This window comes from Rahnella woolbedingensis (assembly GCF_003602095.1).
Taxonomy (GTDB): Bacteria; Pseudomonadota; Gammaproteobacteria; order Enterobacterales; family Enterobacteriaceae; genus Rahnella; species Rahnella woolbedingensis.
The window spans coordinates 131,888-158,500 of record NZ_RAHH01000004.1 but is presented as its reverse complement, the minus strand read 5'-3'; the positions used below and the strand labels follow the sequence as shown (position 1 = coordinate 158,500).

The window sequence follows — 26,613 nt, the reverse complement described above, 5'->3', positions numbered from 1 at the left end:
GAACTCCATCATCCGAGCAGCTCGGTTTTGTAATCACCGGCCGGGAAACGGAAAGGTACCGGTCCGTCGGCAATACCGTCGAGGAACTGGCGAACTCGCGGATCAGGGTTATTTTGCAATTCCTCTGGTGTACCTTCAGCAATGACATGCTGCGCTGCCACAATATAGGCATAATCCGCAATACTGAGTACTTCAGGTACGTCATGGGAGACGACGATACAGGTCACGCCCAGCGCATGGTTAAGCTCATCGATAAGCTTCACCAGCACGCCCATTGTGATCGGATCCTGACCCACAAAAGGCTCATCGAACATGATGAGTTCCGGATCAAGCGCGATAGCACGCGCCAGCGCCACACGACGCGCCATCCCTCCAGACAATTCGGCTGGCATCAGATCGCCGGCACCGCGTAAACCTACCGCTTCGAGCTTCATGGTCACCGTACTGCGCAGTAACTCTTCAGGTAATTTACTGTGCTCACGCAACGGGAAAGCCACATTCTCGAATACAGTCAGGTCAGTAAACAATGCACCGGACTGAAACAGCATGCTCATTTTTTTACGTGATTCGTATAACTTGCGGCGGGAGAGCGAAGGAATATTATCCCCGTCAAACCAGATTTCGCCACTGTCAGGGGCCAGTTGCCCGCCAATCAGGCGCAGCAAGGTCGTTTTGCCGATCCCCGAAGGCCCCATGATGGCAGTGACCTTGCCGCGTGGCACGGTCATATTAATCTCTTCGAAAATGGGACGATCGCCGCGCACGAAACTCATGCCCTTGATCTCAACCAGATTCGATTCGCTTTGACTCATTCAGTTTTTCCCTTCGGAATGCTTTCGCTAAGAATACGGCTGACCCGCATAGGGTATCGTATAACTTTGGTATTTTTACAAAAACTTACCCCAGTTTCGTTACCAAAGTTGCCATCGATTTACTTTTCCGCCCCGGACGGTCAAAATCGACGAATTACCATTTTAAAATAAAAGCCTTCATCGTCTAACATAAAGGAAGTTGCCGGTGTCATTTCAGACAAAATGTCGCCCTGGCTCATGTTGACGAAGGAATCGCCTGCCTGAAAAGGCAACGAATCTCGCATTATACCCAATAAAGGATGTTTCATGCTTCTCGCTATCGTACTGATGATTGTCGGCTTGTTATTATTAGTTTACGCCGCCGATCGTCTGGTGTACGGAGCCGCAGTGCTGGCACGCTCAATAGGCATACCACCACTGGTGATTGGCATAACCGTCGTCGGTGTCGGAATATCCCTTCCGGAACTGGTGGTTTCCACTACCGCAGCCATCAATGATCAGATGGATTTGGCCGTCGGAAACGCAATTGGTTCTAATATCATTAATATTCTTCTGATTTTGGGCGGCGCAGCCCTGATCCATCCACTTTCCGTTCGTTCTGATATATTACGCCGCGAACTCCCATTATTGTTACTGGTCACCGCACTATGTGGTTTTTTGCTAAGTGACGGAGAACTCAGCCGGATCGATGGCGTTCTGCTGCTGGCCAGTGCGGCCGTGTTTATGATGCTGGTGATAAAAATCGCCCGCGCAGCAGAAAAAGAAGGGCTGGATACGCTGACGTACGAGCAGATGTCAGAACTTCCGCAGGACAGCAGTAACACCGTGGCGTTTCTGTGGCTGGCACTGGGCTTTATCATTATGCCACTGGCGTCGGGCATGATTGTCGATAACAGTACAGTGATTGCCCGTTACTTTGGCGTCAGCGAACTGGTGATAGGCCTGACGGTCATCGCCATCGGCACCAGCCTGCCGGAACTCGCCACGTTTATCGCCGGTGCCATTAAAGGCGAAGATGATATCGCACTGGGCAATATCATTGGTGCCAACATTTTTAACACCTGTCTGGTGCTGGGATTACCCGCGCTGGTTGCGCCAGGCTCGTTCAACCCGGACGCGTTTCACCGCGATTACTGGGTCATGCTGGCGGTCAGTATCGTGCTTTCCGGGTTGTGTCTGATGCGTAAACACCGTATCGGTCATCTCGCCGGTGCGCTGTTACTGTGTGGATTTATCGCCTATATGGCGGTGCTGTTCCTGTTACCGGACAGCATTGCCTTCTGAACTTTGTCAGGAACTGACTATGGCTAACTATACCTTCGCCTCCGACTTTGATTTTCAGGCCGTCGGGCGTGATGTGCTGAAAACAGAACGTGAAGGACTTGAGCAGTTAGATCAATACATTAACGGTGATTTTACCCGTGCCTGCGAAGAAATCTTCGCCTGCAACGGCAAGGTCGTCGTCATGGGCATGGGCAAATCCGGCCACATTGGCCGCAAGATGGCCGCTACCTTTGCCAGCACCGGCACGCCCGCGTTCTTTGTCCATCCAGGCGAAGCCAGCCACGGTGATCTGGGCATGGTGTCGAAACAGGACGTTGTTATCCTGATTTCCAATTCCGGCGAGGCTCACGAAATTCTCGGGCTCATCCCGGTACTCAAACGCCTGGACATCACGCTTATCTGCATGACGTCTAATCCGGAAAGTACCATGGGCAAAGCCGCCGATGTACACCTTTGCGTCAAAGTGCCCAAAGAAGCCTGCCCGCTGGGTCTGGCACCGACCAGCAGCACCACGGCGGTACTGGTCATGGGCGACGCGCTGGCGGTGGCTCTGCTGGAAGCCCGCGGTTTCACGCCTGAAGATTTCGCCCTTTCCCATCCGGGCGGAGCACTGGGTCGCAAGCTCTTACTGCGCGTGAGCGATATCATGCACACCGGTGACGAAATTCCGCATGTCAGCCGCGATGCCTCTTTGCGTGACGCGTTGCTGGAAATCACCCGTAAGAATCTGGGTATGACGGTTATCTGCAACGATTTGATGAGAATCGAAGGTATCTTTACCGATGGTGATTTACGCCGCATCTTCGATATGGGCGTTAACATCAACGAAGCCTCGATTGCCGAGGTCATGACGACCGGCGGCATCCGCGTCCGCCCTTCTCTTCTGGCGGTGGATGCGTTGAATTTAATGCAGGAAAAAAACATAACCTGCGTGATGGTCGCTGATGGTGACCAGTTGCTGGGTGTGTTACATATGCACGATATGCTGCGCGCTGGCGTAGTTTAATTGAGGAAATCCCTGAATGAGTAATAGCGCAGCCCTGGTGGAGACTTGCTACGGTCCGGTCAGCACGCAAGTGCTTGAACGGGCAAAAGCTATCCGCCTGCTGATTTGCGATGTAGATGGCGTGATGTCTGATGGCCTGATCTACATGGGAAATCAGGGAGAAGAGCTGAAAAGTTTTAACGTTCGCGACGGTTATGGTATCCGCTGCCTGCTGACTTCTGACATTGAGGTCGCGATTATTACAGGCCGCAATGCGAAATTACTGGAAGATCGCGCTAAAACCCTCGGTATACGCCACTTGTATCAGGGACAATCGGATAAGCTTTTGGCCTTCCGCGAACTGTTAGATACACTGTCTTTGCGGGCCGACGAAGTGGCCTACATCGGTGATGACCTGATTGACTGGCCAGTGATGGCTGAAGTCGGTCTTTCAGTCGCTGTTCAGGACGCGCATCCCATCCTGTTGCCGAAGGCGCATTATGTCACCCACATTGCCGGCGGACGTGGTGCAGTCCGCGAATTGTGCGATTTGATTTTACTGGCACAGGGTAAGCTGGAGGACGCCAAAGGGCTCTCAATATGAGTAAAACAAGACTTTGGATTATTCTGGCGCTGACAGCCATTGTTCTGGTGCTGATCGGCTTATCAATTTCTGACAACAGCGATAAAGTCCAGCCGGAAGTCAACGATCAGGATCCGACCTATCAGAGTTCCCACACCGTCACGATGGTGTACGATCCGCTGGGCAGCCTGACGTATAAACTGGTTTCAGATCAGGTGAAGTATTACACCACTGATCAGGTGACATGGTTTACCAATCCGGTAGCGACCATGTACGACAAAAATAAAGTCCCGACGTGGGTGCTGCATTCTGACAAGGCCAAGCTGACTCAGGATAAAATGCTCTATCTTTACGGGCATGTGCAGGCAGACAGTCTGACGCCTGACACTTCACAGTTGCAAAGAATCAAAACGGACAATGCACGGGTTAACCTGACGACACAGGACGTTGCCTCAGACGATGAAGTAACGCTTTATGGCACAGGTTTTACATCTAACGGCATGAAAATGCGTGGTAATCTGCGTGATAAAACAGCAGAGCTGATCGAAAAGGTAACGACCTCTTATGAAATTCAAAGCAAAAAACAAAATCCGTAATCTCCTGATCGTCAGCTCATTGTTAGCCGTCAGCGTGCCGGCATTTGCCTTAAAAGATGACACGACCAAACCGATCACTATTGATTCGGCCAATCAGGCGCTGGACGTTAATACTAATACCGCGACCTTTACCGGTAACGTGGTCGTCAACCAGGGCACGATCCAGGTTAAAGCGGACAAAGTTGTCGTTATTCGCCCGCAAGGCGTTTCCGGCAAAGAGGTGGTTGAAGGTTACGGTAACCCGGTGACGTTCTATCAGATGCAGGACAACGGCAAGCCGGTAAAAGGCCACGCGCAGAAAGTCCGCTATGAAGTGGAAAACGATCTGGTGACCCTGACCGGCAACGCTTACCTGGAACAGCTCGACAGCAACGTGAAAGGCGACCGTATTACTTATCTGGTGCAGAAACAGCAAATGGAAGCCTTCAGTGATAAAGGCAACCGTGTGACGACCGTTCTGGTTCCTTCGCAGCTGCAACAGAAAACACCTGCAGCGGCGGGCCAGCCGCAGCCGACCAAAAAGAGTAACTGATTTATATGGCTAAATTAATCGCAGAGAATCTGGCAAAAGCTTACAAAGGCCGCAAGGTCGTTGAAGACGTCAGTCTGATGGTGAACTCCGGCGAAATCGTCGGATTATTAGGACCAAACGGCGCGGGTAAAACCACAACGTTTTACATGGTCGTCGGCATTGTGCAGCGTGATGCAGGCCGTATTATCGTCGATGATGAAGACATCAGCCTGTTGCCATTGCACACCCGCGCCCGTCGCGGTATTGGCTATCTTCCTCAGGAAGCGTCCATTTTCCGCCGCCTCAGCGTGTTTGATAACCTGATGGCCGTGTTGCAGATCCGCGACGATCTGAACAAAGAGCAGCGTAACGACCGCGCCAATGAACTAATGGAAGAGTTCCATATTTCTCATTTGCGCGATAACCTCGGTCAGTCACTGTCCGGTGGTGAACGCCGTCGTGTTGAAATCGCCCGTGCACTGGCGGCGAATCCTAAATTCATCCTGCTGGATGAACCGTTCGCCGGTGTTGACCCGATTTCAGTTATCGACATCAAAAAAATCATTGAGCATTTGCGTGACAGCGGCCTCGGCGTACTGATTACCGACCATAACGTTCGCGAAACGCTCGACGTGTGTGAACGTGCTTACATCGTCAGTCAGGGGAAATTGATTGCCCACGGCACGCCAGCCGATATTCTTGCTGATGAACAAGTTAAACGCGTTTATCTTGGTGAAGAATTCCGTCTGTGATCTGTGCCGCCGGAACCGTGCCTGTTTCGCTTTAAACTGAAACAGGCCGTCTCTGACAGAAGTGTTGCCGTATTCACTCATCAACGGAAATAAAGCCAAGATATGAAGCAAGGTTTGCAACTCAGACTCAGCCAACAACTGGCAATGACTCCACAGTTACAACAGGCCATCCGCCTGTTGCAATTGTCCACGCTCGAGCTCCAACAGGAGATCCAACTCGCGCTGGAGAGCAACCCTCTGCTGGAACAAACCGACCTTCATGAAGAAATCGACTCCGTAGAAGTCACCGACAGCGAAGGGTTAGACACCCGCGAAGCGCTCGAGCAAAAAGATATGCCCGAAGAGTTGCCGCTGGATGCGACCTGGGATGAAATTTATACTGCAGGCACCCCTTCAGGCACCGGTAACGATTACAGCGATGACGAGCTGCCGATTTATCAGGGTGAGACCACCCAGACACTTCAGGATTACCTGATGTGGCAAGTCGAGCTGACCCCGTTTACTGATACTGACGCCGCCATTGCGACGTCGATTGTGGATGCAGTGGATGACACCGGTTATCTGACCATTTCCCTTGACGACATCCTGGAAAGTATCGGGGATGAAGACGTCACGATGGATGAAGTGGAAGCCGTTCTCAAACGCGTACAGCGTTTTGACCCGGTGGGCGTGGCTGCGCGCGACCTGCGCGATTGTCTGCTGATCCAACTTTCCCAGTATGCCACTGAGACACCTTTCATCACCGAAGCCCGTCTTATCATCAGCGAACATCTCGATTTGCTGGCGAACCATGATTTCCGCGCACTTATGCGCTCAACCCGGTTAAAAGAAGATACACTGAAAGGAGCGATGCTCCTGATCCAGTCTCTTGATCCGCGTCCGGGCCAGTCGATTAACACCGGCGAATCTGAATACGTCATCCCGGATGTCCTTGTGCGAAAAGTCTCGGGTGTCTGGACGGTAGAACTCAATTCCGACAGCATTCCGCGTCTGAAGATTAACCAGCAGTACGCCGCGATGGGAAATTCCGCACGCAGCGACAGCGACGGGCAATTTATCCGCAGCAATCTGCAGGAAGCCAAGTGGTTAATCAAAAGCCTGGAAAGCCGTAACGACACACTGTTGAAAGTCACCCGTTGTATCGTTGAGCAGCAGCAGGCGTTTTTTGAACTGGGTGAAGAATTTATGAAGCCTATGGTGCTGGCCGATATCGCCAGCGCCGTAGAAATGCACGAATCGACGATATCCCGCGTGACGACGCAGAAGTTTCTGCACAGCCCGCGTGGCATTTTCGAACTGAAGTATTTCTTCTCCAGCCATGTCAGTACAGACAGCGGCGGCGAGGCATCGTCAACCGCGATCCGGGCGCTGGTGAAGAAATTAATTGCAGCGGAGAATCCTGTAAAACCGCTCAGTGACAGTAAGTTAGCAACCCTGCTTTCCGATCAGGGAATTATGGTTGCACGTCGAACTGTCGCCAAATACCGAGAGTCTTTGTCCATCCCGCCCTCAAACCAACGTAAACAGTTAGTTTGACCTCAACAGAGAAGGAAGACATTATGCAGCTCAACATTACCGGACATCACATTGAGATCACGGATCCCCTGAGAGAATTCATCACGTCGAAGCTGGCCAAGCTTGAGCAGTATTTCGACAGGATTAATCAGGTGTATGTGGTGTTGAGCGTCGAAAAGGTGCAAAAAGTTGCTGAAGCGACTTTGCATGTGAATGGAGGCGAGTTACATGCCACCTCGGAACATCAGGATATGTACGCAGCGATTGACGGACTGGTTGATAAACTGGCCCGCCAGCTGAATAAACATAAAGACAAACTGAAACAGCACTGACATTCATGTAGCCAACCCTGTGCTACAAACCTTCGGGCATCGGCTTGTGACCTTCGGGAAACGAGCCGATATAGCTTTAAGGGTGAAACAGCGCAAAAGTGAAAGATGACATGATCAACGATATAGCAATGCAATTAACGTCGGTGCTTAATGCCGAATGCACCAAAAGCGGCGTTCATTGCGCCAGCAAAAAACGCGCACTGGAAATCATCAGCGAACTGGCCGCTAAGCAACTGAATTTGTCGCCACAGGTGATTTTCGACGCCATTTTGACCCGTGAACGTATGGGCAGCACCGGGATCGGTGCCGGGATCGCCATCCCGCACGGTAAGCTGGAAGAAGATACTTTACGTGCTGTCGGGGTGTTCATTCAGCTGGAACAACCGATCGCTTTTGATGCCATCGATAATCAGCCGGTAGACTTACTTTTTGCCTTGCTGGTACCGGCGGATCAATGTAAAACCCATTTACATACATTATCTTTGGTGGCTAAGAAATTAGCTGATAAAACAGTGTGTCGCCGCCTGCGTGGCGCACAAAGTGACGAAGAACTGTTCCAGATAATGACTGAAAACGAATAAATTGCTGATTCCCGGTACGGTGCCGGGAAAATGAATTCTGAACACTGAATGCCAGGGGAGTGACACCATGGTGCTGATGATTGTCAGCGGCCGTTCCGGTTCCGGGAAGTCGGTTGCCCTAAGGGCATTGGAAGACATGGGTTTTTACTGTGTGGATAACCTGCCGGTGGTGTTATTGCCGCAGCTTGCCCAAACCCTCGTTGAACGTAATACGTCAGCGGCCGTCAGCATCGACGTACGTAACATGCCGGAAACCCCGGAAGTTTATGAATACGCGATGTCTCAGTTACCTGAGAGCTTCTCTCCACAGCTGCTGTTCCTTGACGCTGACCGCAATACGCTGATCCGCCGCTACAGCGACACCCGTCGTCTGCACCCGCTTTCCAGCAAAAACCTCTCTCTCGAAAGTGCCATTGATGAAGAAGCCGACCTGCTCGAGCCTCTGCGTTCCTCCGCCGATCTCATCATCGACACGTCCGAAATGTCCGTTCATGAGCTGGCAGAAATGCTGCGTACCCGCCTGCTGGGTAAACGCGAACGTGAACTGACGATGGTCTTCGAATCCTTTGGTTTCAAGCACGGCATTCCGATTGATGCGGATTACGTCTTCGACGTGCGTTTCCTGCCGAACCCGCACTGGGATCCGAAACTGCGTCCGATGACCGGCCTCGATAAACCGGTGGCGGCGTTCCTTGACCGTCATACCGAAGTACACAACTTTATCTACCAGACCCGCAGTTATCTCGAACAGTGGCTGCCGATGCTGGAAACCAATAACCGCAGCTATCTGACCGTCGCCATTGGCTGTACCGGCGGTAAACACCGTTCGGTGTATATCGCAGAGCAACTGGCCGACTATTTCCGTTCCCGCGGGAAGAATGTGCAATCCCGCCATCGCACGCTGGAAAAACGTAAATCATGACGGTAAAACAAACGGTAGAAATCAAAAACCGGTTAGGGATGCATGCCCGTCCGGCGATGAAGTTGTTTGAACTGGTGCAGAGCTTTGAATCAGAAGTGATGCTGCGTAACGGCACAGGCATTGAAGCAGAAGCCAGCAGCGTTATCGCGCTGCTGATGCTCGATTCCCCGAAAGGTCAGAAAATCGAAATCGAAGCCACCGGCCCCGATGAAGAACAGGCGCTGACCGCCGTCGTAAATCTGATTAATTCAGGTTTTGACGAGGACTAATACTCCCCACTCTTAGCCAAAGTCATCGGCGTTGCAGCAAGGCAGCAAGCGAGAGAGTCCCGATGAGCTGACATCAGTCAGTGATTTGGGTGAACGAACGCCGCTATCGCCGCTGCGGCGTCAGGGACGCAGGCTAAATTCTTGAAAGACAGTCGATAGCGATAGCCTTGAAACTCTCAAAGTTTTCACTGCTCAGCAGACGGCTCATTGAGCGGTCCCGCACAAACGTCACGAACAAATCGTAAATCGCCATTGCCTCTTCGTAATCTGCCTTGCTGATCGCCAGCAGGAATATTACGTGTGCCGTTTCCCCTTCGCCCCAGGCAATGCCCTGCGGTGAAAGCAGCGTGATCACCACGGTTTTCTTCGCCAGCAATCCCAGCGAGTGCGGCAGCGCAATCCCCTCGCCCAGCATGGTCGACACAATCTCCTCGCGCTCTACCACTGACGGATAAAACGCCTGATCGACATACCCTTCTTCTTCCAGCTGCGAACACACATGGCGGAACAATTCTGCCTGCGTCATCGGCTCGTTGACGATCATGAAGTGTTTTTCGTCGAAGAATTTTTCCAGCATATAAGGGCGCGTGCGATCGACCAGCACCAGTTTTCCAAGCTGTTCCATCTGGTATTCGGTCGGGAACGGCGACAGCACCACTACCGGCTTATTCTTCTCGGTAATGCGCGCATTGGAGATAATAAAATCTTCGTCGATATGCTCCAGCTGCTCGTAATCGCGCAGTGAAACCACCTGTTTCATCACCAGCTGCGGATACTTGCGGTTAATCTGCGCCTGTATCATGCGGATGGTGGAGTTGCCGGTGTCACACACCAGCATCACCTGCGGATGGCGCTGATAACCGATGTTGTAATGCCGCTCCAGTCCGACGCCGATATGCAGCACCAGAAAACCAATCTCGTTTTCACTCAGCGTATACGGCGTGTATTTCCCCCAGCTGGAGACTGCCGCCAGCGTGACGTCATACGCCATCGGGTAATGCTGTTTGATGTTATTCAGCAGCGGATTAGGGATGTTTATCTGATACTTAACCCGCGTAATCATGGTCTTGATATGCGTCAGCAGGTCGGCGCGCAGCTGCTTATCGCCTTGTAAATCATAGTTATAGTGAGCGTTGATATACGACAGAATGTAATCGACCAGCGATTCGTCGTCGTCGGCGTTAATGTCGGTCGGAAGTATTTGCTGCACGCGCCGCGCGGCGATGTTCACCCGCAGATACGCTTCCTCAGAGGCCGGGATTTCCTTACCGACCAGATTCCGGAGCTCTGCCGCCAGCCGCACGGAAACCTGTTTCACCGCCGGGTCACCGTCTTCTGCATCAAAATCCGTCAGCGGATAACCGCCGGTAATGCGTTTGATAGCCACGGCACAGTACAGGATCAGATACTGCTCTCCTTCATCGGTCAGTTGAATAGAAGACTGCGTCAGGACCTGATGCATCAGCCGCGTCAGCGGCACCAGCGCTTCCGGCTCCAGACTTTCCGCCTTCAGCAACGGATTGGCCTGCTCTTCGGCATCCAGCTGAAACAGCAGATCGGTCAGACAGGCGCGGATCGCCAGTTCCGCACCGAAGAGTTTCATGCCGTAGCGCGGTTTTGTTTCGATATTCAGGTGATAGCGAGCCAGATGCTCCCTCACCTCAGCCATATCATTTTGCAGGGTTCCCCGGCTGACAAACCATTCATCGGCCAGATCTTCCAGCTTTAATGAAAAAGCTGAGGTCAAAAAGCGGATCAGCAACGTTTTCACCCGCTCAGCGGCAGTGCGCGGCGTCGGGTTAGGCTTACGTTGCGTTGATTGCTGTAACGTTGAGAAAAGCGTTTGATCGTCAATGCGCAGCTGATACCCGCTGCCGCGACTGTGAACAAAGGTCGCGCCGAAGTCAGCGATTATTTCGTTCAGCGCAGTAATATCGGCACGCACCGTGCGCGTTGAAACGGACAGACGTTTTGCCAGCTCATCCTGAGGAAGGGTTTCGGTTTGCAGCGCATCAAACAATTGCGCCAGACGTTGATTGGGAAATCTCACCATTATTCTTCCATATTATTGCGGATACGCCCTCTGCGCAGTCACCGGATGAGGTTTCCACGCAAAGGGTTTAGTTCTGATGCAGGACGCTGTCAGGGCGCAATCACCATCTGTGACGGGCTGCCCACAGCCACATAATCATCAACGAATGACAGTTTGCCGTTTTCGCCAGATACCTTGAATCTGGTGATGTTATCGCTTCGTTGATTCATTGCGTAAATATATTTGCCATCCGGTGACAAAGTGAGCGTTCTCGGATAATCGCCGCGCGTCCAGGTTTCATCACTCCAGGTCATCGCGCCTTCGCCGGTCACGTTGATCTGCGCGATGCTGTTATGCAGACGGTTCGCCACATACAAATGCTTGCCGTCTTTGCTCAGCACAATGCCCGCGGCAAAGTTGGAGCCTTTGAAACCGGCCGGCAGCGATGACAGGCTGTGCAGTTCCGTCAGCGTGCCTTTTGCCGCGTCAAAGCGATAACTGGTCAGCGTCGAGGCTTCTTCGTTGATCAGGAAAACCACTTTGCCGTTTGGATGGAAAACAAAATGGCGCGGTCCGGCACCTTCCGATGAGGCTTTGATAAACGGCGGATCGTTAGCTTCCAGCACGCCACTTTCACTATTGAGCTTCCACTGGTAAATCCGGTCCAGCCCCAGATCGGTGGAGAACACGAATTTTCCGGAAGGATCGGTGGCAACCATATGCGCGTGCGGCCCGTTGTGGTCGCTGATGGCAAAACTGCCTTCTGCCGCTGCTGCCGGTTTACCCGCGCCCGCCGGACCGGAATCCTGCTGACTGTTACTGGCTTCACTCAATTTTCCGCTGGCATCGACCGGGAAGACCGCCACCACGCCGCTGATGTAGTTCGCCACCAGCAGATGATCACCTTTTGGCGTCAGTGACAGATACACCGGCCCTGCGCCCTGCGAATCCACCTGATTAATCAGCGTCAGGTTGCCGTCTTCCGGCGCAATGCGATAGGCCGCCACAGCGCCATGTTTGCCGCCGTTGTAATTATCTATTTCACTGCCAATAAACAGTGTTTTGCCATCGTGGCTGAGCACCATCTGCGCCTGATTTGGCAACTGGCTGGCGAGCGTTTTATCACTCAGCGCGCCGGTTTTCGAATCGAATTTAAAGCGGTAGACACCTTCACCGTTGGGGTTGTAGGTGCCGACATAAGCAAAATGTGGAGTCGTCGAAGTCATTGTTTTTTCTGCTGCATAAAGCGGCATGGCAGAAACTGCCAGTATCGCGGAGGTTAAACCTGAAATCAGAAACCAGTTTCTCATATATTTCCTCAGAATTTGGGATATCAGACAAACGAGAGAACCCTGCATCCGCTCAGTGACTGTGGGATGCAGGGTGTTTAACCGCGCAGACGGCTTACCGCGCAGGAAAGGTCAGAACCTTCAGCCCACCAGCTTTTTGACGCTGGCCAGCAGAGTTTTTACATCTTCAGGACGGGTGTTGCCCGATGCGCTGTCGATGATTGAGCTGTAGATATGCGGGATGATTTTGGTCACACCTGCCGCCAGCGCGATTTCCATAATCGGCTCGAAGTTTTCCAAATCAATACCGCCGGTCGGCTCCAGCCAGAAATCCTGTTCTGCGCAGGCACGGGCCACCGCAGCGAATTCGTCACGGGTTTTCAGACCGCCCATCGGGAAATACTTCACCGAGCTGCCGCCCATGTCTTTGAGCAGCGCAATGGCGGTTTCTACCGGCACGATGGCGTCAGCAGAGGCTGAACTCAGCGGCCCGGTATTGATTTTCACGAAACCGACTTTACCGGTCGGTGAAATCAGACCGTTGACCACACTGTCGTTTTGCCCAAGCATTCCGCGGCTGGTGCCCACACCGGTAAAGACCTGATTCACGTGCTGCGGCTGAACCTGTGCAGAAATCTGGCTGACCATCAGCGACTGACGCGGGTCGCCCGCGCCTAAACCGACGGACAACGCGTTTTCAATCAGTGCGGCATACTCTTTCATGTCCGCTACCGCGCTTGCGACGTCCGGATAATTTTTGGAAAGCACACCCACCAGCACATGACCTTCTGCCGCTTCATAGATGTCACGGGCATTGTCTTTCGAACCCGCCAGCACATTCAGGCATACACGGTCACGGTAGAAATTCGGGGTCAGCTTCATGCTTTCTCTCCACTAAAAAGTTGTTTAAAACGTTCTGCGACGATGGCGAGTTGCGGCGGCGTCACGCTGCGCACATCGACTTCAATCTTGCCTTCGTTGGCGCGGTAGCCACGGAAATAAATGGCGATATCGCCGTTTTTCATGGCGTCCACAATGGACTTGGTTTTCCAGCCAAGTACTGCTTCATCAAAAGTAATTTCCGTGCGCGCGATATCGCGTCCGGCGCTGTCCCAGACCACGCGGCCTGTGACGCCGTTGATTTCATTCAGACTGGCGATAAATGGCGTCATCTTGTCGACCATTTCCTGCCCGGTCGTTTTCGGCAGCGTGATGTAACTTTCAATTGCCTGCGTCAGACCAAGAATGCCTTCCTTACCGACTTTCATCGCACGGCCAATCCCGCCCGATTGCAGTTTTACCCATTCGACGTACTGTTTTTTGCCGAGCACCAAACCGCTGGTCGGCCCTTCAATGGCTTTCGCACCGCTGTAAATCACCAGATCCGCGCCCATCTCGTAATAACAGGTCAGGTCTTCTTCTGCGGCAGCATCGACAATCAGCGGCAGACTATTCGCCCGCGCCACTTCGGCGGCTTCCTCAACCGACAGAATGCTTTTTTGCACGCTGTGGTGCGATTTGATGTACAGAATGGCGGCCGTGCGCGGCGTGATGCAGGCAGCAAGCTGCGCGGCAGAACATTCGTTGGCATAACCGGCTTCCACCACTTTGCCGCCGCCCATCGTGACCATCGTCGCGACCGGCGCGCCGAAGTTCACGTTATGGCCTTTTGGCAACACGATATCGTGCGGAATTTCCAGCGGCGCGGCGTGCAGGTTTTCCAGCAACCAGGCGTCATCTTTGACGATCACAGCCGCAACTGACTGCGCGATCCCGGCGGAAGCGCAGGAAACCACCACCGCGTTTTCGACGTTCAGCAGTTTTGCGATGTAAGCGCCGGTTTTGTTCACCAGATCTTTCATCTCAAAGAAATGATTCAGACCGGTGTTCACCACCGCAGCCACTTCTTCACGCGGCGTCGAAACGCCCAGAATCGTCATACGGCCTGAGGCATTAATAACTTGTTTTAACTGGTACTTTTCATACAAAGATTGTTCAGAAGACATGAGCAGATTTCCCTTCTTCAGTTAACAGGGTGACGCCCGCAACCACAGCGGCCAGAGGCACCAGCAAACTTTCGCCCTTCACGGACTGTCCTTCGGAATCAACAAACACCTGCGGCGCAAAACGCTGCTCGAACAGGGTCAGGTCGGCGTCAGCACCGACTTCCAGACGGCCTTTAGCAGGCAGGCGCAACGCGTCGGCGGCGTGAGACGTGACACAATCAATCACCTGCGTCAGCGTCATACCCACGCTAAAGAACTTCGACATCACCGTTGCCAGGCTATGCACCGGCCCGTTCATACGGTTACGGCAGTAAATATCGGAGCTGATGGTGTGCGGCAAAATGCCTTGTTTAATAGCCAGCCCCGCCACTTCAAAACTAAAACTCGCGGTACCGTGACCGACATCCAGCAGCACGCCGCGGCTCAGCGCACGTTTAATGGAATCGCGCAGCACGCCTTCTGGCGAAAGAATGCGGTTCGGCTTGCCGTTATAGCAGTGAGTGATGATGTCGCCGGACGTCAGTAAATCCGCAATTTCATCGAGATTCGGCGGGTTGTTGCCGATATGCACCATCAGCGGCAGGTCGTCGTTTTCCTGCTGAATTTCTTTGGCACGTACCAGCGGCTTGATGCCGTTCTGGCCGACCACGCTGCTGCTCATGCGCGCTTTGATACCAATGATAAAACCGGGATTTCGCGCGATGGCGTCACGCACGCCGGCTTTGTCGATTTGCGACATATCCGCCAGTTCGTTCTGCGTGACAATGCCGGTGCGGGCGATATTGAGAAATGCGTAGACGTTGGTTTTCGCCGTGCGGGTTATCTGGTAGAAATCGTCGACATCATTCGCGCCGGTGCTTCCGGCATCCGCCACGGTGGTGACACCGCAGGCCACGCCAATCAGGTCGGCGTCGTCATGATAAATCGGCGATTTTGGGTAACAGTGAACGTGGGAGTCGATCCAGCCAGCGCTGGCGTAAACCTTGCCCTGAAGATCGAGAGTCTGGCGGGCAGTCGCATCGGCTGCCAGAGTACCAAAGGCGGCGAATTTGCCGTCCTGAATTGCAATATCTGTCAGGCTGCCGTCTGTGCGCTTTGCCCTTCGGATGATTAAGTCATACATACGACGTTCTCCATAATCCCGGGCGCCAGGAGTGTTCCCGACGCCCTTATACTGCTTATGTACTGCTGCTTCTATTCTTCTGTACTACGGCACTGCGGTTCTTACAGTGAAACCGGGAAGATGGCACCCAGCAGCATGGCACCGAGGATCGCACCACCGGTGATTGGCTTCTGCCACAGATAGAAACCCAGTGCGCCGAGCAACGATCCCAGACCGATAGGAATCGAGGCCGCCATTGCTGACAGGATAATCAACGGCCCGAGGAAACGGCCGGAGGCATTACCCGCACCCATCATCACGTCAGCGCCATAGGTCGAGTTGCTCTGATTGATGGTGAATTTACGTGCCAGAATGATGATGTAACCTACGGCTAAACCGAGGATCAGGCCGGTCACCAGTGAAGCGGCGAAGTTCGCCACCGGGAAGATAATCCCGGCACCCAGCAGCAGCGCCGGGACGCCCAGACCGATACCTGTCTGGATTGCGCCGCCGATATCAAGGATCCCAACCAGTGAGCCCTCGATGATACGGGCAAACAGGAAGCTGGCACCGAAGGCCGCCACTGCGCCGTACACACCGGTGTCCATGCCGGAACGTAACATCGACACGAATGCCACTTCGTTAAACGCGCCGATACCGTACAGGTAGTACATGTGTGTCCCGGCGAAAACGCCGGAGGACAACAGTCCGACAAAAATCGGGAACGACCACTCGGCGTACCAGAAACCACGTTTGGCTTGTTCTTCCATTGTCATGCTCCCTTACTTACCGCTGAGTGAATTGTGAATACCGTTCAGCCATGTCGGAACGTCCAGCATGAATGACTGCAACAGTTTGACGTCGAAACCACGGAAGAAACCGCTGAGGACGAACAGCGCAATAATCGCGCCCATCATCACTTTGGTGACGTGGTTCCAGCCGCTCTCTTCGACGCCTTTACCGATCAGGATACCCAGCACCAGACCCGGTACGGCGTTCCCCATAATCATCTGCGCCAGACCGCCAAAGATGGTGGCCCAGAAACCGGAACGACGCCCTGCATCGATAGCCGCTAGCCAGAAGATCACCGGCATGACGGTATTCACCAGCAGGTTAGCCGCGGGCACCAGCACTTTGATGGCCGTGACCTGCAACGCCGGAGGAACGGCTGATGCGGTGGTGTTAAGGAACGCCACCACAATCATGCCGATGATGCCGCCGGCAATCGCCATCTTGCGCGGATCATGCATGGTTTCAGCGACATTGCGGTTTTTGAACATCAGCGCCGCGGTAGCCCAGTGAGGGATGATGCGGTGGTCGACGTCCTGCGTGAAAGAACCTGCTGCAACGGAAGATGCCCAGGCGTTAAAGAAGAAGCCCAGACCAAATGAGAAATGCGAAGCCGGATCGCCTTCACAGGAGTTTAATTCCCCAAGAGTACGAAAAGCCCCCATCCCTTGCACGGTAGGTGCATGGAACATACGTGCGGCACCCGCACCTACGCCCACACCTACCAGTCCGCCGATAATAAGCGACTTAAATAAAATAATTAAAAACATCAGTATATCCTTGTCATTTATAGCTAACGTTTTTATTTCGTGACAAAAACTACCTGTTCCGTATCAATAACAGTCAGGTTGACGATAATGTCTAACGCCACGTAATAACTTTTTCTTTCCCTGGCCAGAAAAAAGAACAGAAACTTTTCTCTTTTCACTGACTCTTCTGCCTTTATTACCTTGACGTCCTGCGGTTCAATACGCAGCAAGACATTATTGGCAGAAGATTTGAGAACCGTTCTCTGAACCTGACTCAGTGCGGAAGAAAAGGCGGCAGCCTTATTTTCGCCTTTTCCTTCAACCCGAACTGTCGTGGTTAATTGCTGCTTCATTAAGCCTGACCATACTTCTTGTTATAAGCTTCGACCAGACGCTGACCCAGTTCTTCTTTATCCATAAATCCGAACCCTAATACCAGACAGCCTTCGTTAATTGCCGTGACACCTTCATCCACTGAGCGCATCCCGTACTTGGCTTTATATCCGTATTTGTTTTGTGCGGTAATCGCACCTGCGCCGCCACTGCCGCAGAAAGAAATACCAATGCTGGCACCTTCTGCTTTCATCACGTCGCCGAGTTTCATATCTGCTGCCATACCAGGGACAACAATGGCTCTTCCGCCAGCCGCTTCCACGCCTGCCGCCACTTTCTGGCCTTTACCTAAACGGTCGCCGATCACGACTAATACTTGTCCCATAATTCATATCTCCGATTAATTAATTCGCTGTATTCTAAAAAGTTATTTCGGCTCGTTGTCTCTTGCGACTTCAAAATGTACCGAGAGCAAATACGCTTCCTCAATCGGTAAATTTCCGAACCAGCTGACCACTTCCCCTGCCATTTGCATGGACTCGGCAGAAATTTCATCAAATAAATCTTTCTCAACTTCAGGTAACGGCTCGCCGGTAATGGAGCGTAATACCATGGCTTTTACATGAGACGTTAACATCTGCAACTGAACATCTGTGGTGTAGATATTCTTCGCGCTTTGCATTGTCTGAATATCTTTTAAAACTTGCTCTGTTATCGCCGGGGCGTCTTCCAGTTCAATCCGCCCGATTCCGTTCACAGATGCGATTGCGTTATTCACTCGCGATTACCTCTCTCCTTACCTGACTCACTATTTCAGCCGTTTATTTCGTCTGTCTTTACCCTAACCCTGGGGGGATTTCCTGTGTAGTGGGTCTTTTTCCAGTTCGAAGTGGAAATACGATGAGCTGAGCAGATCCAATTCGCAAAACGAAAAGTTAAGTCGCCATATCACTGAATATTGCCGTCTGTAGCAGCGTATTTCACTGGTAATCGGAATTTTCGCAATGCGGATTAATTCCCTCACAACGCTTTCATTTCCGCTTAAGAGTGCCTAGTATCAAAGAACAGATGCAAATCACTGACACCCCCGCGCTTACCCGCGGGGGTGTTATTTTTTGCCTACCGGCACCCCACTCGCATGAAGCCTGTGATGCAAAAGGAACCCTGGAGAATGTTATGAGTAAACCGACACTGATCATCAATGAACTTGACGCAGAACGCCTGGACACACTGCTGGCGCAACCGGCGTTTGCCAGCAGCCCGGTCGCCGATGCACTGAATGAAGAGTTGGATCGCGCAGAGATTTTGCCGCCCGAGCAAATCCCGGCCGACGTAGTTACGATGAACAGCAAGGTTCGCTTTACGGAAGGTAAAGAAGGCGAAGAACACATCCGCACGCTGGTGTATCCGGCGGCGCTGAAAGACAGTAACGAGCAGTTATCAGTGATGGCACCGCTTGGGGCAGCGTTGCTGGGCCTGCGCGTGGGTGGAAGTATCACATGGAAGATGCCGAACGGAGAAGACAGCCGGATCGAGGTGCTGGCGTTATTGTTTCAGCCGGAAGCGGCGGGAGAAATGCGTAGTTAAGGCAGTGACTCCCTCCCCTGCGAAGGGGAGGGCTGCGGTGGGGTATTAAGGTCAAAAACAAAATTTAAAGTGTGCTTTTAACTCATTGTTTTGTATTTAAAACCTCCTCCCAACCTCCCCCTTCGCAGGGGGAGGAGCAAGACGAGAAAAGTTCCGGCTATTTCACAGGGAGCAAGGCAGGGATCCGTTACTTAAACTTCTTATGGTTCTCATTCCTTGTCGCTTTAAACCCTTCTGCTTCTTTCTTGGCTTCATCCACTTTACCGGCTTTCGCCAGTTCAGACGCTTTATCAATCTGGCCGATCAGCGTATCCAGACCTTTGTGGTAATCCTGCATTTCCGGGCTGTCCGGCGCTTTGCCTTTCAGCTTCGGTGGAGTGGCTTTTTTCGCATCTTCCGCCGCGGCTTTCATGTTGGCCAGACCCGTCGTCAGTTCCGCCTGATCGCTGGTTTTCAGCACTTTGCTGTAGTTATCAGAAATCGTGTCCATGTCAGATTCTAAATCTGCCGCCAGTGCCACCGTGCTGCTTCCCAGCATTGCGACTACCGCTAACGCCATCAGTTGTTTACGCATAATGATTTATTCTCTCTATTGTTATTTATTTGTTAAATAAAACGACATTGCTTGTAAGGCTTTATAAAAATAGGCTGAGAGAGAGAAAAACGGGATGAATTTTTTGTAAAGAATGGTAGCGGAAGAAGCAGCAGCGACCGGGCGATCGCTGCTTTATGACGGATTATTCCCCGGCGATTTTCATCGCAGGTAACAGCACGGAACCACACTGAATGTTGCTGCGGGTTTCGATATCGCTGCCGATGGCGACCATATTGCGCCACATGTCCTTCAGATTACCGGCGATGGTGATTTCGCTTACCGGATACTGAATCTCGCCGTTTTCAACCCAGAAGCCAGCCGCGCCGCGCGAGTAGTCACCGGTCACGCCGCTGACGCCCTGACCCATCAGTTCCGTCACCACCAGGCCTTTGTCGAGCTTACGCAGCATACCGGCGAAATCATCACCCTGACCAGCGATGCGCCAGTTGTGGATGCCGCCCGCATGACCGGTGGTTTGCAGACCGAGTTTTCGCGCGGAATAACAGGTCATCAGCCAGTTTTGCAGGATGCCGTCTTTGACGATATCGCGACGTTCAGTGCGGACACCTTCGCTGTCGAACGGTGTTGAAGCCAGCCCCTGTAGCAGGTGCGGATGTTCTTCGATGGTGAGCCACTCGGGCAAAATTTGTTTACCGAGGCTGTCGAGCAGGAAGGAGGATTTGCGGTAAATACTGCCGCCGCTGATCGCCCCCACCAGATGTCCGAACAGGCCGGTCGCCACTTCGGAAGCGAACAATACCGGAGCCTGCATGGTTGGCAGCTTACGTGGTGCCAGACGTGAAAGCGTGCGACGCGCGCACTCGGCACCCACCCATTCAGGGTCTTTCAAGTCACTCATTTTACGGGCAATGGAATAGGCGTAATCGCGTTCCATATCGCCTTCGTGCTCGGCAATCACTGACGCAGAAATTGAATGACGCGTCGAACAGTAGCTTTGCAGCATGCCGTGGCTGTTGCCGAATACGCGAATGCCGTAGTGGCTGTTGAAACTGCCGCCTTCGGTATTGGTGATGCGTTTGTCGGCCTGCAATGCGGCCTGTTCTGCACGGGCGGCCAGCTCAATGCTGCGATCCGGATCCAGCTCTTCCGGGTGGAATAAATCCAGATCAGGTGCCTCGAACGCCAGCATTTCAATATCGGCCACGCCCGCGAACGGATCCGGGGATGTGTAACGGGCGATATCCAGCGCGGCCTGCACGGTGCGGGAAATAGCGTCCGGGCTTAAATCGGTTGAAGACGCGCTGCCTTTACGGTTCTGATAATAAACGGTAATGCCCAGCGCGCCGTCGCTGTTAAATTCCACGTTCTCGACTTCGCCAAAACGCGTACTGACGCCGATACCGGTGGTTTTGCTGACCGCCACTTCTGCGGCGTCTGAACCCGCTTTCGCCAGTTCAAGTGCCTGAGATACGGCCTGTTCCAGAGTCTTACGCTGCTGCGCTACTTGATTCACTACGTTCATCGGCATGCCATCGCTTATGAGATAAAAGGGATTGTTCTACACTGATATACAGAAACTCTTACCTTTGAGTCTAACAGAGACTCGCTACAATTTCGCATTCACTCCCTGGTTGTTGAAACCGAAGTTGCAACAGAACCGCCATCTCTGTGGCATAATGCGGCCGAAGCAATAAAGCACAATCAAACTGACAGGATTACCTCGATAAGAGGAAGCGCCCATGACAAAGAAAATTGACGACTGGCTGGATGACGTTCCCGAGAAAAACGAGAACGATGATGAAGAAGAAATCATCTGGGTCAGTAAAAGTGAAATCAAACGTGACGCCGAGGCGCTGAAAGATCTCGGTGCAGAAATGGTGGATCTGGGTAAAAACTCGCTGGACAAACTGCCGCTGGATGAAGATCTGCGCGCTGCGATCGATTTATGCCAGAAGATCAAGAAAGAAGGCCGTCGTCGTCAGATGCAGCTGATCGGTAAAATGTTGCGTTCCCGCGACGTCGAGCCGATTGAAACCGCACTGGATAAGCTGAAAAACCGCCATAATCAGCAGGTTTCCCTGTTCCATAAACTGGAAATGCTGCGTGACCGTCTGGTAGAAGAAGGTGACGATGCAGTGCCTACCGTACTGGATTTGTACCCGGAAGCCGACCGCCAGCAACTGCGTGCGCTGATCCGCAACGCGCAGAAAGAGAAAGCGACGAACAAGCCGCCAAAATCTTACCGCCAGATCTTCCAGTATCTGCGCGAACTGGCTGAAGGTCAGGATCACTGATTTCGATGTAATAAATGTCCTAAAAAGGCCAGTGCAGGATGAATTCCCGCACTGGCCTTTTTCATTCTATTTCTTCAATAAAAGCGTGACGCATTTACCAGCTATAACGAAAACCTATCTGGCCAGAAACGCCTTCGCGATCATTATCATTAAAGCTGTGCTCATATTTCACGTTCGCATAAAGCTGGCTGTTAGTGGTGATATTTCCGGTAACGCCAGCACCGACTTCATACCAGGTTTTTGCTGTTTCAGGAGAAAACTCCGTGTCCCCTACCCTCATAGAATGCGGTTTTATAAAGTCGTGCAGAATATCTGCCGTCAGCTGTGGCTGAATACCTTTGGTTTTATCCGCGTTTTCAGCAGCATGGTACATCCGTAACCCGATACGACCCCGCACGGCATTCTGGTTTTCACCGGACACGTCAGAGATACCGTCGTTGAAATTATCCAGCGAAAGAAACTGATACATCAGCTGCGCCTGAGGTTCGAGCACCAGGCCATTATCCAGCGTAAAGGGTTTGCCGGTTTCCCCCGAAAGTGCCCCGCCCAGACCATTCTGATTGCCCGTCACGCCGTAGGTATCGCTGTATTTATTACGATAATGGGTAAATTGCCCGGCGAAATCGAAATAGGCATTATCGGCAAAATAGCGGGTGACATAACCGCCGATGCCCTGAGCCTGCATATCACTGTGGCCGGTATCGGTGGAGAGGGTCGAATTGAGGTTGCGCATACTGTCAGTGAAATCTGCGCTCATGCTGCCTACGGTGAACATCGCGCCGGCGTGAACACTGCCGCCATCGGCAGTATCAGTCACTTTCCAGTCTTTACCAAATTGCGCAAAGATACTGTCCTGATCTGCACCAAAGCGCCCCGAATTCTGGCTGCTGCCTCCTCCGCTGACGCGTCCCCAGACGCCGTCGCTGTCCTTCCGGCTGCCTGAGTTTTCGAAAGCCCCGATATCTCCCGAACGTTCATTCAGGCGACCCAGCGTGGTGAAGCCATAATCGAGATCCAGTGAAGGCATCATGACATAGCCCGGCACTGCGGGGCGGTAAGCGGTGGTGGAATCATCATCACTGACCAGCTGTGAACGCAGGTACCAGTCATTGGAACCGGGCGTTTCGCCCCCCTGATATAGCATGTATTCATACGCGCCGGATTCGACCGGTGCGCCAAGCTGAAAGCTGTCGCTGCCGGAAGTGCCCTGAACATCGACCAGTTCAATCCCGTCGCCGACAGTTTGCTGGCCAGTGCCACCGGTGTTATTCACATAAATCGTGTTCTGCCCGGAGACATCGCCATTAACCACCAACTGGTCAGACTGCGTATTACTGCCGCCCTCATTGAGCATCACATTCATGTTGAATGTGCCGCCGCTGCCGTCGATCGAACCGGTGGTCAGCGTGGTGCAATTCGCGTTTTGCTCGAAATTAATCACGCCGCCATTCAGTACCAGCGTCTGCACATCCGAATCCTTCGTGACGTCCCAGCGGCTGCTGTCATCCAGCGTGAAAGTCCCGCCGTGGGTTGCTCCGCCGCTTAGCATCGAATCGTTGCTCAGAGAAACATTCGCCGTACTGCCCGCGTCAGCCTGAATATCCCCGGCCAGATAAACATTGCCGTCGGCACTGAGCGTAACGTCACTGGCAGTACCGGTGTCATTACTATGGGCATCCAGCACGACGCCCGTGTCAGAGGCCACCGTGCTGCCATTGGTCAGGCTGATATCGGCCACCGAGCCGCTGGCGGTGATCGCCGCCGCCTGCTGTGCGCTGAGCGAACTGTTATCCGCTGAAACCAGGGATCCCTTGGTATCCTGCAGCGCCAACGCAGAAGAGTCTGCACCACTGGCCTGAACGGTGCTGTTAGCCAGTGCCACGTCCCCGCCCTCTACATACAATGCTGAAGCGTGGTCACCGGAAGTGAAGATTTCCGAACTGCTGAATGTCGCGCTACCGTTTTTGATATCCAGTCCGTAAGCGCTGCTTCCGCTGGTGGCGATGCTCAGATGATCGGCCTGGATCAGGCCATCGGTCTGGGCAAAAATCATCAGTGCGGTGGCGTTATTGCCACGGGTGTCGATAGCCACATTGCTCAGGGTAACGGAGGTTTGCGCACCGGTTTTAGAGGTATCATCTAAAGTAATTCCCTTCGCTTCGTCTCCGCTGGTGGTGATTTGGGTATTACTCAGGGCGATTTGTGCCCCGCTGTCAACCTGCACCCCCACAGAAAAATCACCAGAGGTGGCGATCTTGCTGCTATCCAGCGTCATTTGCGACGATTCCCCGATAACACGCGCCCCAGCGGCCTGCTGACCTCGGGTGGTTACCGCACTGCCGGTGAGATCGACCACTGAGTCATCCACCTGTATGCCGGACGCCTCATTACCGGTGGTCGTCACATTGAGTCCGGAGCCGCTTATAGTGCTGCCACCGCCGGCATAAACACCGTAGGTGCTGGAATAGGAGGTATTCACATTGGTCGTGCCGGAGAGAGTCACATCAGAGCCGGAATCGGCGAAAATACCCACAGAGGCCAGCGCATCAGTCGAAATGGTGTTGTTTCCACTCAGCGAAACGCTGCTGCCATTTTCAGCATCAATACCAGATGAAAAAGTGCCGCCGGTGCTCACCGAAACATCATTCAGACTGACATGACTGCCGTTATCCGCCTGAACACCCGCCGCCTTAGTGCCGGAGGTAGCAATGGTCACGCCGTTCATGTTTGCGTTGCCGCCATCGGTATACACGCCCACTCCGGCATTATTCCCGGTCGTGATCTGGCTGTCCGTCAGTGAAACGGAGCCGTTTTCCGTCACCACCACGCCTGCCCCATAAACCCCTGTGGTGTTGATAGTGATCTGGTTGCCGGAAATTGTGCCGCCCTTGGTATTAAGGCCACTCTTTCCGGCATCTGGCGTGACCGTATCGCCCGGATTTAAAGTGACATTATCGGCAGGTGAAGCCGTAACGGAATCAGTGTAATCAGTCGCGAAAGCAGAGGCAGAAAATAAAGTGGGCAGTGCCAGCATCAGCGCCCGGTTAGCGTATTTATTACGTATCATAATGCAGGTATCTCTTATCGGATGACCGGTATTTTCAGGCTGTAAATACCTTCCAGAAAACACGGGGAAATAGATATTCCCCAGGCAGCTATTTTTCTTATATTCGTTCAGTAAAAAGAATAATGATCGAAAAACTACAGCCATTTTAGTGACGGAATCTTCATCCATTTATACCGGATAATTCAATGCCCAATTATGGGCACCTGTTCGAATTCTCATCACTCCCGCCAGTGTATAAAATTGAGCACTGTATTCTGATGAATTAATTTAGGCAGCGTAAACTGTGCAAAATGAAAAGTTCTCTATTATAAAAAATGCCACGGCGTGGATAGCGGATAATGAACATCTGATGTTCCAGATGCTCATTAATTTCGTCGTCGCCATCCTGTTACTGTTTATTGGTAGTGCCATTGCCCGGCTGGCCGCAGGTGGACTGCGCAAACTGATGAACGCCCGTGGCGTCGACCGTACGGTGACACAGTTTTGTTGCACCTTGCTGCGTTACGCGCTGCTGACCTTCACCGTGATTGCCGCGCTGGGCCGGATGGGCGTAGAAACATCATCCATTATCGCCGTGGTCGGTGCCGCTGGCCTGGCCATCGGTCTGGCCTTACAGGGCTCACTTTCCAACTTTGCCGCCGGTGTGCTGCTGGTGTCATTACGCCCGTTCAAGGCAGGTGAATACACACAAATTGGCGGCGTTTCCGGCACCGTGGAAGAGGTGCATATTTTCTCCACCACGCTGCGTACGGTCGATAATAAATCGGTGGTGATGCCCAACGGGAAAATCATTGCCGGTGATATCGTCAACTTCTCACGCCATCCCACACGCAGGCTCGAGATTATGGTGGGCGTTGCCTACAACACCGACATTGAACATGTCAAAGAGGTGATCATGGCCGTCGTCAGTCCGGACAAACGGCTGTTGCCCAACACCGAACTGATGGTTCGCCTGCATGATATGGGCCCGTCATCTTTAAATTATGTGGTTCGCGCCTGGGTCAGTAATGAAGATTATTGGGATATGTATTTCGACGTCATGGAAGGCATTAAAACCGCGCTGGACAAACATAATATCGGCATCCCTTATCCGCAAATGGATGTGCATTTACACCGTAATGAATTGTCTGCAAAGAAATCCGTTTCGCTGCCCAAAAGCGCAGCTTAAACATGTACTGTCACCCGTTATATTATCCGGAGAATACCATGCGTATCTTAATCACCAGTTTACTGGCTTTTGCCTGTTTCAGCGCCAGCGCTGGCATTATTAATCCTGACTGCACCGCAGAAAAAGCCGCTAAAAGCGCTGCCATGAATGCCACAACAGGCATTAGCGGACGCTGCTCAGCCAAAGAAGCCGCAGCGGATACCGTTAACCTCGATGCTAAAAAAGACAAAATCGCCGATGCAAAAGATAAAGTTTCTGATGCCAGCAATCATTCAGGCGTTAAAGCAGTCCGCAATACCGTCCGGTAAATCCGTCAGCCTGCAATCATTTAGCCGGGCATTTAAAAATCGGGGGTTATGTCGCCATCAGAATACCGGACGCCAGGTGCCTTACGATAAGCACGTCGTCACGCTTTAGATAAAACCATTATTTATCATTAAGTTGAAAAAACAATGTAGGTAGACTACTTTTATAATACTTTCACCGGTCGCATCAGGGG

The 26,613-nt window shown here is 52.5% G+C and carries 29 protein-coding genes; 15 read left to right on the top strand and 14 right to left on the bottom strand.

What is annotated here, in order from left to right:
• Positions 1-8: 8 nt before the first annotated feature.
• On the bottom strand, positions 9-812 hold the full coding sequence (gene mlaF, locus D6C13_RS04270) for a phospholipid ABC transporter ATP-binding protein MlaF (RefSeq protein ID WP_120131587.1): 804 nt from the start codon (positions 810-812) through the stop codon (positions 9-11).
• A gap of 306 nt (positions 813-1,118) precedes the next feature.
• Between mlaF and D6C13_RS04265 the strand changes: the two genes are divergently transcribed.
• The 11 genes from D6C13_RS04265 to npr all read left to right on the top strand — a co-directional run bounded on the left by D6C13_RS04265 (position 1,119) and on the right by npr (position 9,142).
• On the top strand, positions 1,119-2,096 hold the full coding sequence (locus D6C13_RS04265) for a calcium/sodium antiporter (protein WP_120131586.1): 978 nt from the start codon (positions 1,119-1,121) through the stop codon (positions 2,094-2,096).
• Between the two features lie 19 nt (positions 2,097-2,115).
• Positions 2,116-3,102 carry an arabinose-5-phosphate isomerase KdsD gene (gene kdsD, locus D6C13_RS04260; protein WP_120131585.1) on the top strand — a complete coding sequence of 329 codons (987 nt, stop codon included), beginning with the start codon at positions 2,116-2,118 and terminating at the stop codon, positions 3,100-3,102.
• 16 nt (positions 3,103-3,118) lie between these two features.
• Positions 3,119-3,685 carry a 3-deoxy-manno-octulosonate-8-phosphatase KdsC gene (kdsC, locus tag D6C13_RS04255; protein ID WP_120131584.1) on the top strand — a complete coding sequence of 189 codons (567 nt, stop codon included), beginning with the start codon at positions 3,119-3,121 and terminating at the stop codon, positions 3,683-3,685.
• Complete coding sequence (gene lptC / locus D6C13_RS04250; protein ID WP_120131583.1) at positions 3,682-4,260, top strand: LPS export ABC transporter periplasmic protein LptC; 579 nt, start codon at positions 3,682-3,684, stop codon at positions 4,258-4,260. The genes kdsC and lptC overlap by 4 nt, the downstream gene beginning before the upstream one ends.
• Positions 4,229-4,792 (top strand): lipopolysaccharide ABC transporter substrate-binding protein LptA, encoded by a 564-nt coding sequence (gene lptA / locus D6C13_RS04245; protein WP_120131582.1) that lies wholly within the window; start codon positions 4,229-4,231, stop codon positions 4,790-4,792. Before lptC ends, lptA begins: the two co-directional genes overlap by 32 nt.
• A gap of 5 nt (positions 4,793-4,797) precedes the next feature.
• On the top strand, positions 4,798-5,523 hold the full coding sequence (lptB, locus tag D6C13_RS04240) for an LPS export ABC transporter ATP-binding protein (protein WP_112288368.1): 726 nt from the start codon (positions 4,798-4,800) through the stop codon (positions 5,521-5,523).
• A gap of 102 nt (positions 5,524-5,625) precedes the next feature.
• A complete protein-coding gene (gene rpoN, locus D6C13_RS04235) occupies positions 5,626-7,059 on the top strand; it encodes an RNA polymerase factor sigma-54 (RefSeq protein ID WP_120131581.1) in 1,434 nt (477 codons plus the stop codon).
• Positions 7,060-7,082: 23 nt separating this feature from the next.
• Positions 7,083-7,370, top strand: coding sequence for a ribosome hibernation promoting factor (gene hpf, locus D6C13_RS04230; protein ID WP_013577259.1), 288 nt, complete (start codon positions 7,083-7,085; stop codon positions 7,368-7,370).
• A gap of 98 nt (positions 7,371-7,468) precedes the next feature.
• Positions 7,469-7,951 carry a PTS IIA-like nitrogen regulatory protein PtsN gene (ptsN, locus tag D6C13_RS04225; RefSeq protein WP_208642857.1) on the top strand — a complete coding sequence of 161 codons (483 nt, stop codon included), beginning with the start codon at positions 7,469-7,471 and terminating at the stop codon, positions 7,949-7,951.
• Between the two features lie 67 nt (positions 7,952-8,018).
• Positions 8,019-8,873, top strand: coding sequence for an RNase adapter RapZ (gene rapZ, locus D6C13_RS04220; RefSeq protein ID WP_013577261.1), 855 nt, complete (start codon positions 8,019-8,021; stop codon positions 8,871-8,873).
• Complete coding sequence (npr, locus tag D6C13_RS04215; RefSeq protein ID WP_120131579.1) at positions 8,870-9,142, top strand: PTS phosphocarrier protein NPr; 273 nt, start codon at positions 8,870-8,872, stop codon at positions 9,140-9,142. Before rapZ ends, npr begins: the two co-directional genes overlap by 4 nt.
• Positions 9,143-9,275: 133 nt before the next feature.
• Here the strand turns inward: npr and D6C13_RS04210 are convergent, their stop codons facing one another.
• The 10 genes from D6C13_RS04210 to D6C13_RS04165 form a co-directional block, all read right to left on the bottom strand.
• A complete protein-coding gene (locus D6C13_RS04210; protein WP_120131578.1) occupies positions 9,276-11,195 on the bottom strand; it encodes a BglG family transcription antiterminator in 1,920 nt (639 codons plus the stop codon).
• Between the two features lie 89 nt (positions 11,196-11,284).
• Positions 11,285-12,484, bottom strand: a complete 1,200-nt coding sequence (locus tag D6C13_RS04205) for a lactonase family protein (RefSeq protein ID WP_120131577.1) — start codon at positions 12,482-12,484, stop codon at positions 11,285-11,287.
• 120 nt (positions 12,485-12,604) lie between these two features.
• Positions 12,605-13,345, bottom strand: a complete 741-nt coding sequence (dagF, locus tag D6C13_RS04200) for a 2-dehydro-3-deoxy-phosphogluconate aldolase (RefSeq protein WP_120131576.1) — start codon at positions 13,343-13,345, stop codon at positions 12,605-12,607.
• A complete protein-coding gene (locus D6C13_RS04195; protein WP_120131575.1) occupies positions 13,342-14,469 on the bottom strand; it encodes a DgaE family pyridoxal phosphate-dependent ammonia lyase in 1,128 nt (375 codons plus the stop codon). Before D6C13_RS04195 ends, dagF begins: the two co-directional genes overlap by 4 nt.
• Positions 14,459-15,592 (bottom strand): amidohydrolase/deacetylase family metallohydrolase, encoded by a 1,134-nt coding sequence (locus D6C13_RS04190; protein ID WP_120131574.1) that lies wholly within the window; start codon positions 15,590-15,592, stop codon positions 14,459-14,461. Before D6C13_RS04190 ends, D6C13_RS04195 begins: the two co-directional genes overlap by 11 nt.
• A 101-nt stretch (positions 15,593-15,693) precedes the next feature.
• Positions 15,694-16,341 (bottom strand): DUF4310 family protein, encoded by a 648-nt coding sequence (locus D6C13_RS04185; RefSeq protein ID WP_120131573.1) that lies wholly within the window; start codon positions 16,339-16,341, stop codon positions 15,694-15,696.
• 12 nt (positions 16,342-16,353) lie between these two features.
• Complete coding sequence (locus D6C13_RS04180) at positions 16,354-17,130, bottom strand: DUF4311 domain-containing protein (protein ID WP_120131572.1); 777 nt, start codon at positions 17,128-17,130, stop codon at positions 16,354-16,356.
• A 32-nt stretch (positions 17,131-17,162) separates the two neighbouring features.
• Positions 17,163-17,462: a DUF4312 family protein gene (locus D6C13_RS04175; protein WP_120131571.1), complete on the bottom strand. Its 300-nt coding sequence runs from the start codon at positions 17,460-17,462 to the stop codon at positions 17,163-17,165.
• Positions 17,462-17,827 carry an SFCGS family glycine-rich protein gene (locus D6C13_RS04170; RefSeq protein ID WP_120131570.1) on the bottom strand — a complete coding sequence of 122 codons (366 nt, stop codon included), beginning with the start codon at positions 17,825-17,827 and terminating at the stop codon, positions 17,462-17,464. Before D6C13_RS04170 ends, D6C13_RS04175 begins: the two co-directional genes overlap by 1 nt.
• A gap of 42 nt (positions 17,828-17,869) precedes the next feature.
• A complete protein-coding gene (locus D6C13_RS04165) occupies positions 17,870-18,220 on the bottom strand; it encodes a PRD domain-containing protein (RefSeq protein WP_120131569.1) in 351 nt (116 codons plus the stop codon).
• Positions 18,221-18,618: 398 nt separating this feature from the next.
• Here D6C13_RS04165 and rnk point away from each other — a divergent pair, with 398 nt between their 5' ends.
• Complete coding sequence (gene rnk / locus D6C13_RS04160; protein ID WP_120131568.1) at positions 18,619-19,029, top strand: nucleoside diphosphate kinase regulator; 411 nt, start codon at positions 18,619-18,621, stop codon at positions 19,027-19,029.
• 187 nt (positions 19,030-19,216) lie between these two features.
• Here the strand turns inward: rnk and cybC are convergent, their stop codons facing one another.
• Together cybC and pmbA are read right to left on the bottom strand one after the other, a co-directional pair.
• Positions 19,217-19,603, bottom strand: coding sequence for a cytochrome b562 (gene cybC, locus D6C13_RS04155; protein ID WP_120131567.1), 387 nt, complete (start codon positions 19,601-19,603; stop codon positions 19,217-19,219).
• A gap of 163 nt (positions 19,604-19,766) precedes the next feature.
• Positions 19,767-21,107, bottom strand: coding sequence for a metalloprotease PmbA (gene pmbA, locus D6C13_RS04150; RefSeq protein ID WP_120131671.1), 1,341 nt, complete (start codon positions 21,105-21,107; stop codon positions 19,767-19,769).
• 217 nt (positions 21,108-21,324) lie between these two features.
• On the opposite strand from pmbA, the gene yjgA reads away from it, so the two are divergent.
• Positions 21,325-21,879, top strand: a complete 555-nt coding sequence (gene yjgA, locus D6C13_RS04145; protein WP_120131566.1) for a ribosome biogenesis factor YjgA — start codon at positions 21,325-21,327, stop codon at positions 21,877-21,879.
• Between the two features lie 94 nt (positions 21,880-21,973).
• Here the strand turns inward: yjgA and D6C13_RS04140 are convergent, their stop codons facing one another.
• Positions 21,974-24,946, bottom strand: a complete 2,973-nt coding sequence (locus tag D6C13_RS04140) for an autotransporter family protein (RefSeq protein WP_167457982.1) — start codon at positions 24,944-24,946, stop codon at positions 21,974-21,976.
• A 283-nt stretch (positions 24,947-25,229) separates the two neighbouring features.
• On the opposite strand from D6C13_RS04140, the gene mscS reads away from it, so the two are divergent.
• Complete coding sequence (mscS, locus tag D6C13_RS04135; RefSeq protein ID WP_279630045.1) at positions 25,230-26,114, top strand: small-conductance mechanosensitive channel MscS; 885 nt, start codon at positions 25,230-25,232, stop codon at positions 26,112-26,114.
• A 38-nt stretch (positions 26,115-26,152) separates the two neighbouring features.
• Positions 26,153-26,422 carry a hypothetical protein gene (locus D6C13_RS04130; protein WP_120131564.1) on the top strand — a complete coding sequence of 90 codons (270 nt, stop codon included), beginning with the start codon at positions 26,153-26,155 and terminating at the stop codon, positions 26,420-26,422.
• Positions 26,423-26,613 lie beyond the last annotated feature (191 nt).

What these genes read in the sequence shown, in the direction of transcription:
- lptB (WP_112288368.1), top strand. Translation starts at nt 4,798, where the DNA reads ATGGCTAAATTAATCGCAGAGAATCTGGCAAAAGCTTACAAAGGCCGC.
- cybC (WP_120131567.1), bottom strand. Translation starts at nt 19,603, where the DNA reads ATGCGTAAACAACTGATGGCGTTAGCGGTAGTCGCAATGCTGGGAAGC.
- rnk (WP_120131568.1), top strand. Translation starts at nt 18,619, where the DNA reads ATGAGTAAACCGACACTGATCATCAATGAACTTGACGCAGAACGCCTG.
- lptA (WP_120131582.1), top strand. Translation starts at nt 4,229, where the DNA reads ATGAAATTCAAAGCAAAAAACAAAATCCGTAATCTCCTGATCGTCAGC.
- rpoN (WP_120131581.1), top strand. Translation starts at nt 5,626, where the DNA reads ATGAAGCAAGGTTTGCAACTCAGACTCAGCCAACAACTGGCAATGACT.
- D6C13_RS04185 (WP_120131573.1), bottom strand. Translation starts at nt 16,341, where the DNA reads ATGGAAGAACAAGCCAAACGTGGTTTCTGGTACGCCGAGTGGTCGTTC.
- kdsC (WP_120131584.1), top strand. Translation starts at nt 3,119, where the DNA reads ATGAGTAATAGCGCAGCCCTGGTGGAGACTTGCTACGGTCCGGTCAGC.
- D6C13_RS04140 (WP_167457982.1), bottom strand. Translation starts at nt 24,946, where the DNA reads ATGATACGTAATAAATACGCTAACCGGGCGCTGATGCTGGCACTGCCC.
- rapZ (WP_013577261.1), top strand. Translation starts at nt 8,019, where the DNA reads ATGGTGCTGATGATTGTCAGCGGCCGTTCCGGTTCCGGGAAGTCGGTT.
- D6C13_RS04130 (WP_120131564.1), top strand. Translation starts at nt 26,153, where the DNA reads ATGCGTATCTTAATCACCAGTTTACTGGCTTTTGCCTGTTTCAGCGCC.
- D6C13_RS04265 (WP_120131586.1), top strand. Translation starts at nt 1,119, where the DNA reads ATGCTTCTCGCTATCGTACTGATGATTGTCGGCTTGTTATTATTAGTT.
- dagF (WP_120131576.1), bottom strand. Translation starts at nt 13,345, where the DNA reads ATGAAGCTGACCCCGAATTTCTACCGTGACCGTGTATGCCTGAATGTG.
- D6C13_RS04180 (WP_120131572.1), bottom strand. Translation starts at nt 17,130, where the DNA reads ATGTTTTTAATTATTTTATTTAAGTCGCTTATTATCGGCGGACTGGTA.
- D6C13_RS04190 (WP_120131574.1), bottom strand. Translation starts at nt 15,592, where the DNA reads ATGTATGACTTAATCATCCGAAGGGCAAAGCGCACAGACGGCAGCCTG.
- kdsD (WP_120131585.1), top strand. Translation starts at nt 2,116, where the DNA reads ATGGCTAACTATACCTTCGCCTCCGACTTTGATTTTCAGGCCGTCGGG.
- hpf (WP_013577259.1), top strand. Translation starts at nt 7,083, where the DNA reads ATGCAGCTCAACATTACCGGACATCACATTGAGATCACGGATCCCCTG.
- D6C13_RS04205 (WP_120131577.1), bottom strand. Translation starts at nt 12,484, where the DNA reads ATGAGAAACTGGTTTCTGATTTCAGGTTTAACCTCCGCGATACTGGCA.
- lptC (WP_120131583.1), top strand. Translation starts at nt 3,682, where the DNA reads ATGAGTAAAACAAGACTTTGGATTATTCTGGCGCTGACAGCCATTGTT.
- D6C13_RS04175 (WP_120131571.1), bottom strand. Translation starts at nt 17,462, where the DNA reads ATGAAGCAGCAATTAACCACGACAGTTCGGGTTGAAGGAAAAGGCGAA.
- D6C13_RS04195 (WP_120131575.1), bottom strand. Translation starts at nt 14,469, where the DNA reads ATGTCTTCTGAACAATCTTTGTATGAAAAGTACCAGTTAAAACAAGTT.
- D6C13_RS04170 (WP_120131570.1), bottom strand. Translation starts at nt 17,827, where the DNA reads ATGGGACAAGTATTAGTCGTGATCGGCGACCGTTTAGGTAAAGGCCAG.
- yjgA (WP_120131566.1), top strand. Translation starts at nt 21,325, where the DNA reads ATGACAAAGAAAATTGACGACTGGCTGGATGACGTTCCCGAGAAAAAC.
- D6C13_RS04210 (WP_120131578.1), bottom strand. Translation starts at nt 11,195, where the DNA reads ATGGTGAGATTTCCCAATCAACGTCTGGCGCAATTGTTTGATGCGCTG.
- mlaF (WP_120131587.1), bottom strand. Translation starts at nt 812, where the DNA reads ATGAGTCAAAGCGAATCGAATCTGGTTGAGATCAAGGGCATGAGTTTC.
- pmbA (WP_120131671.1), bottom strand. Translation starts at nt 21,107, where the DNA reads ATGAACGTAGTGAATCAAGTAGCGCAGCAGCGTAAGACTCTGGAACAG.
- npr (WP_120131579.1), top strand. Translation starts at nt 8,870, where the DNA reads ATGACGGTAAAACAAACGGTAGAAATCAAAAACCGGTTAGGGATGCAT.